The sequence below is a fragment of the Streptomyces sp. CRN 30 genome, from assembly GCF_034105845.1.
The window spans coordinates 1-8,632 of record NZ_JAVRHI010000290.1 but is presented as its reverse complement, the minus strand read 5'-3'; the positions used below and the strand labels follow the sequence as shown (position 1 = coordinate 8,632).

Sequence of the window (8,632 nt, the reverse complement as noted above, 5' to 3'; positions counted from 1 at the left end):
GGGCGCTTCCCTTCGGTCCTGCTTGTCTTGCTGTCTTGCGTTTCCGACTCTATCAGATCTTTCCGATCCGATTTCCTCGGTGCTTTCCAGGTTCTCGCTTTCGCGTTTCCCTTTCCGGCGGTTCCGACTTTATCAGAAGTTTTCGGCCGGTCTGACCGGCGATCCGTGTCCGATTTCATCGGGGCTTCTTCGAACTTCAATCGAGTCGTGAAGCCGACAGACTATCCCAGTCGCCTCGGGGCTGAGCCACCAGCAGGCAACTGTTCGAATCTACCTCCCCGCGCCTTCCGTGTCAACGGCTCTTGTGGGGCGAAGAGGAGATTAGCAGTTCACCGGGCCCGAGCGCACATCAGGCGGCCGTGGGCACCGTGGCGCTTCGCTCGGCGGCCTCCACATCACCCGTCTCACCTGCGCGAGCGGCTCGGCCGCCCAGGACATAGACGTACGCGAGGAAGGCGAGTTCCGCGAGTACGCCGATGGTGAGGCGGGCCCAGGTAGGGAGGCCGGACGGGGTGACGAAGCCTTCGATGGCCCCGGAGACGAACAGGACCAGGGCGAGGCCGATCGCCATGCCGATGGCCGCTCTGCCTTCTTCGGCGAGTGCCGCGCGGCGCGTGCGCGGGCCGGGGTCGACGAGGGTCCAGCCGAGACGCATGCCGGTGCCCGCGGCCACGAACACCGCTGTGAGTTCCAGCAGACCGTGCGGGAGAACGAGGCCGAGGAACGTGTCGAGGCGGCCGGCCGAGGACATCAAGCCGAAGCCGACACCGAGGTTGAGCATGTTCTGGAAGAGGATCCAGATCACCGGGAGGCCGAGGAAGACGCCCAGGATGAGGCAGAGGGCCGCGGCCCAGGCGTTGTTCGTCCAGACCTGAGCGGCGAAGGAGGTCGCCGGATGGGTCGAGTAGTACGCCTCGTACTGGCCGCCGGGGCGGGTCATCTCGCGCAGCTCGCTCGGGGCCGCGATGGTGGCCTGCACCTCGGGGTGCGTACCGATCCACCAGCCCAGCAGGGCCGCGACGGCCGTGGACAGCAGCGCGGTGGGGACCCACCAGTGGCGTGCCTTGTAGACGGCGGCCGGGAAACCGTGGGTGAGGAAACGGGTGACGTCTCGCCATGACGCTGTGCGGGTGCCGGTCACGGCCGCACGCGCGCGTGCCACCAGTTGGCTGAGCCGTCCGGTGAGCTGCGGGTCGGGAGCGCTGGACTGGATCAGCGACAGGTGGGTGGCCGTGCGCTGATAGAGGGTGACGAGTTCGTCGGTCTCGGCACCGGTGAGGTGGCGCTGGCGCTTGAGCAGGGCATCGAGGCGGTCCCACTCCGCGCGGTGGGCGGAGACGAAGACGTCGAGGTCCATCGGTGTGCCTGCTCCTCGGCTGTCGTCGGCGGGCTCGTCGTGGATCAGCTTGTCGTACTGGGGCGCGATGCATGCTCAGCTTGGCAGACTGGCCGTGTCGAGGGCAGGTCAGGGGAAGGGCGACGGGCGTGAGTGAGCTGGTGACCGGCGAGGCGGTGGCGTTGGAGCTGCGCCCCGCGAGACTGCCCAGCAGGGCGCTGGCCGTATTGCTCGACCTGGCGGTCGCTGTGGCCGTCTACGTGGCGGTGACCATCGCGCTGGTGGCCGCGACCGCGTCGCTCGACGTGGCGGCGCAGACGGCGCTGTCGATCGCGGCCTTCGTTCTGTTGCTGGTGGGCGGGCCGATCGCGGTCGAGACGCTCAGCCACGGCAGGTCGCTCGGCAAGATGGCGTGCGGACTGCGTGTGGTGCGGGACGACGGCGGGCCGATCCGGTTCCGGCACGCTCTGGTGCGCGGGCTCCTCGGCGTGATCGAGATCCTCATGACGTTCGGGGTCGTGGCCTGCATCGCCTCTCTGGTGTCGGCGCGCGGACGGCGGGTCGGTGACGTCTTCGCGGGCACGCTCGTCGTCCGGGAGCGGGTGCCGACGGCGCCCGGCGGTTTCGTGCCGCCGCCTCCGCCGTGGCTGTCGGGTCGTTTCGCCGAGCTCGATCTGTCGGCGGTGCCGGACCATCTGTGGCTGGCCGTCCGGCAGTACCTGACGCGGATGCGGCAGCTGGACCCGCAGGTGGGTCAGGCGATGGCGGGGCGGCTGGCGGCCGACGTCGCGGCCAGTACGGGCACTCCGGTGCCGCAGGGCGTGCCGGCGGCGGCCTATCTGGCGGCTGTGGTGCAGGAGCGGCAGGCTCGGGAGGCCCGCCGGGCCTTCGGGCCAGGTCCCGCCACGTTTCCCACGTCTCCCGCCTCTCCCCTGTCACACGCCTCGTCCGGGCCGGGTCCGGCTGCCGGGCCGTACGCGGCTCCGGCGGTCCCGCCCACGGCTGCTCCGTACGACGCCGCCCCGCCGGCCACGACTCCGTCCGCCATGCCGTCGTCGCCACCCGCCGTGCCGCCGTCGCCGGCCGCCGGGTCCGCCGGTGCGTGGCCGGCCCCGGACGGCGCGGGGACCGGCGGTGACGCCGACGGACCTTCCGGCACGGGTTTCGTGCCGCCCGCCTAAGCGCGCCTGAACGGTCAGGGAAAGACGGACGGCGGCGACCGAAGCTCCTCCAGTTCGATGCCCGGGGCCGCCAGGACCACGTCGCCGGCGAGGTGCACGGTGTGCTGCTCGCCGGTGTCCAGGGCTGTGACCTGGTACTCGTCCACGGTCAGGGGGCCACTGTCAGTGGCGTGTGCTTCTCTTTTCAGCAAGGCCCAGGACTGGTCCACGGTGCGGGGGGCGAGGACCGGTTCGGAGAGGGCGACGAGGCGTACCCGGGTGGATGTCGCGGAGGGGGTGAGGCGCAGGAGACGGGCGGTGGCGACGAGGAAGGCCGGGGAGGTGCCGGTGAAGGCGTGGGCGCGCACATTGCCTTCGGTGGCGTGAGCTCCGGTGAGGTCGGAGCGGACCCAGGTGACGCCGTCGACGGCGGCGCCGCGTACCTGCCAGTCGGTCGCACGGAGTTCGAGACGGATCGGGCGCCCGAGTCCGTCGAGGGCGAGGTCGACGGAGCCGCTGTGGTTGCCGTCGGGTGTGAGTGACCGGGAGACGTAGCGCCATCCGGACGGGCCGGGTGCGCACTGGAAGTGCTCTTCGGCGAGGGGGGTGTGATCGTGCGGGTCGTGAAGCGAATACCGGCCGGTGGGCATGGGGGTCCTGGGTCGTGACGGGCTGGTCCGGCGCTGCTGGTCCGTCCATGGGACAGGCCCCCGGCACGGGGGTGCGGGGGCCTGTCTCGGTGGACCTGCCGGCCGGGGACGCGTCAGTGCACGGACGCGTCCGCGGCCGGTGGGGAGCCGGGGCTCAGTAGCGGTAGTGGTCCGGCTTGAACGGGCCCTCGACCTTCACGCCGATGTAGTCGGCCTGCTCCGGGCGGAGCGTGGTCAGCTTGACGCCGAGGGCGTCGAGGTGGAGGCGGGCGACCTTCTCGTCGAGGTGCTTGGGCAGCACGTAGACGTCGGTCGGGTACTCGTCGGGCTTGGTGAACAGCTCGATCTGGGCCAGGGTCTGGTCCGCGAAGGAGTTGGACATCACGAACGACGGGTGGCCGGTGGCGTTGCCCAGGTTCAGCAGGCGGCCCTCGGAGAGCACGATCAGGACCTTGCCGTCGGGGAAGGTCCAGGTGTGCACCTGGGGCTTGACCTCGTCCTTGACGATGCCGTCGATCTTCGCCAGGCCGGCCATGTCGATCTCGTTGTCGAAGTGGCCGATGTTGCCGACGATGGCCTGGTGCTTCATCTTGGCCATGTCCGAGGCCATGATGATGTCCTTGTTGCCGGTCGTCGTGACGAAGATGTCGGCCTTGTCAACCACCTCGTCGAGCGTGGTGACCTGGTAGCCGTCCATCGCCGCCTGCAGGGCGCAGATCGGGTCGATCTCGGTGACGATCACGCGGGCGCCCTGGCCGCGCAGGGACTCGGCACAGCCCTTGCCCACGTCGCCGTAGCCGCAGACGACCGCGGTCTTGCCGCCGATCAGGACGTCGGTGGCGCGGTTGATGCCGTCGATCAACGAGTGGCGGCAGCCGTACTTGTTGTCGAACTTCGACTTGGTGACGGCGTCGTTGACGTTGATCGCCGGGAACAGGAGGGTGCCGTCGCGGTGCATCTCGTACAGGCGGTGGACGCCGGTCGTGGTCTCCTCGGTGACACCGCGGATCTCCGACGCCAGCTGGGTCCACTTCTGGGAGCCGTCGGTGATGGTGCGGTTGAGGAGTTCGAGGATGACGCGGTGCTCGTCGTTCTCGGCGGTGTCGACGGACGGGACCTTGCCGTCCTTCTCGTACTCGACGCCCTTGTGGACGAGGAGGGTGGCGTCACCGCCGTCGTCGAGGATCATGTTCGGGCCGCCGGTGGGGCTGTTCGGCCAGGTCAGCGCCTGCTCCGTGCACCACCAGTACTCCTCCAGGGTCTCGCCCTTCCAGGCGAAGACCGGGATGCCCTGCGGGTTGTCGGGCGTGCCGTTCGGGCCCACGGCGATGGCCGCGGCGGCGTGGTCCTGGGTGGAGAAGATGTTGCAGGAGGCCCAGCGGACCTCGGCGCCGAGGGCGACGAGGGTCTCGATGAGGACGGCGGTCTGCACGGTCATGTGCAGGGAGCCGGTGACGCGGGCGCCGGCGAGGGGCTGGGCCTCGGCGTACTCCTCGCGGATCGCCATGAGGCCGGGCATCTCGTGCTCGGCGAGGGTGATCTCCTTGCGGCCGAAAGTGGCCAGGGAGAGGTCGGCGACCTTGAAGTCCTGCCGGTTGTCGACAGTCGTCATTACGGGCTGCTCCTCGGGTTCGGATCGAGGTGGGTTCGGCTGGTCTGCGCGGCGGCGGACACAGGGGTGCCCGAGGAGGACACAGGCATGCCCGCGTACGCGCAGCACAGTCCGTCGGAGGCCCTCTCTCCCTCGGCCGGTCCGCGACGGGACCGCCCGACCGCCATCAGCAGCGACGTCTGGCTCCGTCCCAAGCTACACCGGTGGCCCCCGCCGTCCCCAGTCCGCCTCCGTACAGTTCCGGTCGATCATGGTCGTTTTCATGGTCGCTTAACGGCGGCGCCCGTACGCCGGAGGGGCGTACGGGCGCGGTGGGGCGGGGTCGGGTCAGTGGCCGGCCGGTGACGCGGCGGGGCCGCCGGGGGTGGCCTCGCGGTCGGGGCCCTTGGCCGCTTCGGCCTCGCTGTAGATGTCGGGTTCGAGGTAGATGACGCGGGCGATCGGGACGGCCTCGCGGATGCGGGTCTCGGCGGCGTCGATGGCGGTGGCGATCTCGGTGGCGGTGCCGTCGTGGCGTACGGAGATCTTGGCGGCGACGAGGAGTTCCTCGGGGCCGAGGTGGAGGGTGCGCATGTGGATGACGCCGGTGACCGTGGAGCCGGCGACGATCGCGGTCTCGATCCGCTGGACGGCCTCGGTGCCGGCGGCCTCGCCGAGCAGCAGGGACTTGGTCTCGGCGGCCAGGACGAGGGCGATCAGGATGAGCAGGATGCCGATGCAGAGGGTGCCGACGCCGTCCCAGACGCCGTTGCCGGTGCCGAGGGCGAGGCCGACGCCGCCGAGGGCGAGGACCAGGCCGACGAGGGCGCCGAAGTCCTCCAGCAGGACGACGGGGAGTTCGGGGGCCTTGGCGTGGCGGACGAACTGGGCCCAGGACTGCTTGCCGCGCAGGGTGTTGGACTCCTTGATGGCCGTCCGGAAGGAGAAGCCCTCGGCGATGATCGCGAAGACGAGGACGCCCACCGGCCAGTACCAGTGCTCCAGCTCGTGGGGGTGCTTGATCTTCTCGTAGCCCTCGTAGAGGGCGAACATGCCGCCGACCGAGAAGAGGACGATGGAGACGAGGAAGGCGTAGATGTAGCGCTCGCGGCCGTAGCCGAAGGGGTGCTGCGGGGTGGCCTCGCGCTGGGCGCGCTTGCCGCCGACGAGGAGCAGCGCCTGGTTGCCGGAGTCCGCGAGCGAGTGCACGGATTCGGCGAGCATCGACGAGGAGCCGCTGAAGAGGAACGCCACGAATTTCGATACCGCGATGGCCAGGTTGGCGCCCAGTGCCGCCACGATCGCCTTTGTTCCGCCTGACGCGCTCATGTGTCGCGTTGTCCCTTCGCTCTCCGTCTGCCTACGCGTGCCGTCTGCCCGCGTCTGCCGCTCGGGCTCGTCCGGTGACCGGCTTTGCCCGTCCTTTGCGGTGGGTCATTGTTGCAGCCCGGTCGGGCGGTGGTGGGCCGGACCGGGCTGCCGTGTTCGCGTCAGAAGGACATCAGACGCGGACGGTGGCGCGGAATACCGTGCCTTCTCCGGACACTTCGGTCTTCTCGCCGGCCGGGACGAAGACGGAGGTGCCGGGGGTGAGTTCCTGGTCGCCGGCGCGGACGGTGCCGGCGGTGCAGAGCAGGATCTGCGGGGCGGGGCGGGTCACGTCGTGCGGGGCGGCGCCGTCGGCGAGGACATGGCGGGAGAGGCGGAACTCGTCGATGGGGGTGTCGTAGACCTCTTCGCCGTCGGGGGACGCCTCGGGGCGGAGGACGCCGGGGCCGGCGGGTTCGAAGCGGACGATGCGCAGCAGCTCGGGGACGTCGATGTGCTTGGGGGTGAGGCCGCAGCGCAGGACGTTGTCGGAGTTGGCCATGATCTCGACGCCGAGGCCGCTCAGGTAGGCGTGCGGGACGCCCGCGCTCAGGTAGAGGGCCTCGCCGGGCAGGAGCCGGACGTGGTTGAGGAGCAGCGCGGCGAGGACGCCGGGGTCGCCGGGGTAGTGGTGGGCGATGTCGGCGTAGGGCGCGTAGGCCCCGCCGAGGCGGGCGCAGGCGGCGGCGGTCTCGGTGACCGTACGGGCCATGTCGTCCGGGTCGGCGGTGAGGACGGCGGTGAGCACCTCGCGCAGGGCGGCGTCCTCGGGACGGGCGCGCAGCAGGTCGGCGTAGGGCTTGAGGGAGGCGACGCCGAGGCCGTCCAGAAGGGCGGCGGCCTCCTCCGGGTCCCGGAAGCCGCACAGGCCGTCGAACTCGGTGAGGGCGCAGATGAGTTCGGGCTTGTGGTTGGCGTCCTTGTAGTTGCGGTGGGGGGCGTCGACGGGGATGCCGCGCCGCTCCTCGTCCTCGTAGCCCTGGCGGGCCTGGTCGAGGTCGGGGTGGACCTGGAGGGAGAGCGGGGCGCCGGCGGCGAGGAGCTTGAGCAGGAAGGGCAGCCGGGGGCCGAACCTCGCGACCGCGGCGGCGCCCAGTTCGTGCTCGGGGTCGGCGGCGATGACCTCGTCGAGGGTGCCGCGGCCGGTGCGGGAGGGGGCGCCCGGGTGGGCGCCCATCCACATCTCCGCCTGGGGTTCGCCGGTCGGCTCGGTGCCGAGCAGGGCGGGGATCGCGGTGGTGGAACCCCAGGCGTAGGGGCGGACGGTGTTGTCGAGGCGGTCCATGGGCTCTCTCTGCCGGTTCTTCGGTTCGTACGGGTCGCGCGGTCCGGCGGGGTGGTGCGGTCCGGGCGGGGTGGTGCGGTGCGGGTGCGCGGACGGTGCCCGCGCGGGCGTACACACGGGTGTACGTCCGTGTCCCGCACGGGAGTGCGCACAGGCGTGCGCCCGTGTCCCGCGCGGGAGTGCGCACAGGCGTGCGCCCGTGTCCCGCGCTGATGTCGCGTACGGGACACGGACTGTCCCGCGCGGAACATCAGTACGTACGAGATCAGGCGCCGGAGGCGAGCGCCAGGTAAACGGCGGAGAAATCCGTGATGGCGATCAGTTCGGCGAGGGTCTCCAGCTCGGCGCCGGCCCCGGGTTCCAGTTCGCTGATGGGGGTGTCGTGGCCGAGGGCCAGGTCGCGGGCGGCGGGGGCGGCGGTGAGGCCGTCGAGGGGCCGGTCGCGGAGCAGCACCACGCGCGCGTGCAGGGCGGGTCCCTCTTCGACGCGGTCGCGGAAGAAGTCGTCGGGGTCGGCCCCGGCGGCGAGGCGGCCGGCGAGGAGCGCGTTGTGGGCGGCGAGCGCCTCGGGGAGTTCGGCCACGAGCGCGGGGGCGCCGGCGAGTTCGGCGAGGGCGGCGGCGAAGCGGCGGCCGGCCGGTCCGGCGGAGGTGCCCTCGGTCCAGACGACGGGGAGGGCCTCGGCCAGTTCGGAGGCGAGGGTCTTGGCGGGGTTGCTGTATGTCGCGATGGCGGGGCCGCAGCGTTCGGCGACCTGGTCGAGGCGGTCGGCGACCTTCTCCATGGCGTCGGGCGGCGCGGTGAGCAGACCGGTGCGGTCGAGCAGGGCGAGGAGGGGGGTGAGGAGCGCCCACAGGACGCCGGGGGCGGAGCCGGCGAGGGGTTCGTCCTGGTCGTAGGGGGCGGTCGCCATCGGCAGGAAGAGGCCGTGGGAGCCGCTGACCGTCTCGCTGAGCGGGGAGCGGTCGGGGGCCACGGCGACGACGGTGCAGCCGCGCCGGTAGGCCGACTCGGCGAGGAGGGACAGGCCCGGTTCGGCGCCGTCGGGGGTGGCGATCAGCAGCAGGTCCACGGAGCCCGCCCAGCCGGGGAGGTCCCAGCGCAGGGCGCCCGCGGCGGGTGCGACGCCGCTGGGGGCGAGCCGGGTGACGGGGCTGCCGGGGCCGGCGAGGGTGCCGAGGAGGTCGGCGGCGTGGGTGGCGGCGGCGCCGGGGCCGGCGATGAGGACGGCGCGGGGCCGGC

At 71.6% G+C, this 8,632-nt stretch carries 7 protein-coding genes; 1 reads left to right on the top strand and 6 read right to left on the bottom strand.

Features of this window, described 5'->3' with window-relative positions; genetic code table 11:
* Positions 1-349: 349 nt before the first annotated feature.
* Positions 350-1,357, bottom strand: a complete 1,008-nt coding sequence (locus tag UW392_RS31015; RefSeq protein WP_320778478.1) for a stage II sporulation protein M — start codon at positions 1,355-1,357, stop codon at positions 350-352.
* Between the two features lie 128 nt (positions 1,358-1,485).
* Between UW392_RS31015 and UW392_RS31010 the strand changes: the two genes are divergently transcribed.
* On the top strand, positions 1,486-2,517 hold the full coding sequence (locus UW392_RS31010; protein WP_320778477.1) for an RDD family protein: 1,032 nt from the start codon (positions 1,486-1,488) through the stop codon (positions 2,515-2,517).
* Positions 2,518-2,531: 14 nt separating this feature from the next.
* Here UW392_RS31010 and UW392_RS31005 read toward each other — a convergent pair whose 3' ends face one another.
* The 5 genes from UW392_RS31005 to UW392_RS30985 form a co-directional block, all read right to left on the bottom strand.
* A complete protein-coding gene (locus tag UW392_RS31005) occupies positions 2,532-3,146 on the bottom strand; it encodes a hypothetical protein (protein WP_320778476.1) in 615 nt (204 codons plus the stop codon).
* A 154-nt stretch (positions 3,147-3,300) separates the two neighbouring features.
* Complete coding sequence (gene ahcY / locus UW392_RS31000; RefSeq protein ID WP_320778475.1) at positions 3,301-4,758, bottom strand: adenosylhomocysteinase; 1,458 nt, start codon at positions 4,756-4,758, stop codon at positions 3,301-3,303.
* Positions 4,759-5,085: 327 nt separating this feature from the next.
* Complete coding sequence (locus UW392_RS30995; RefSeq protein ID WP_320778474.1) at positions 5,086-6,066, bottom strand: cation diffusion facilitator family transporter; 981 nt, start codon at positions 6,064-6,066, stop codon at positions 5,086-5,088.
* A 172-nt stretch (positions 6,067-6,238) separates the two neighbouring features.
* Positions 6,239-7,390, bottom strand: coding sequence for a mannose-6-phosphate isomerase, class I (manA, locus tag UW392_RS30990; RefSeq protein WP_320778473.1), 1,152 nt, complete (start codon positions 7,388-7,390; stop codon positions 6,239-6,241).
* 265 nt (positions 7,391-7,655) lie between these two features.
* On the bottom strand, positions 7,656-8,632 hold a 977-nt coding region (locus UW392_RS30985; RefSeq protein WP_320778472.1), incomplete at its 5' end, for an SIS domain-containing protein.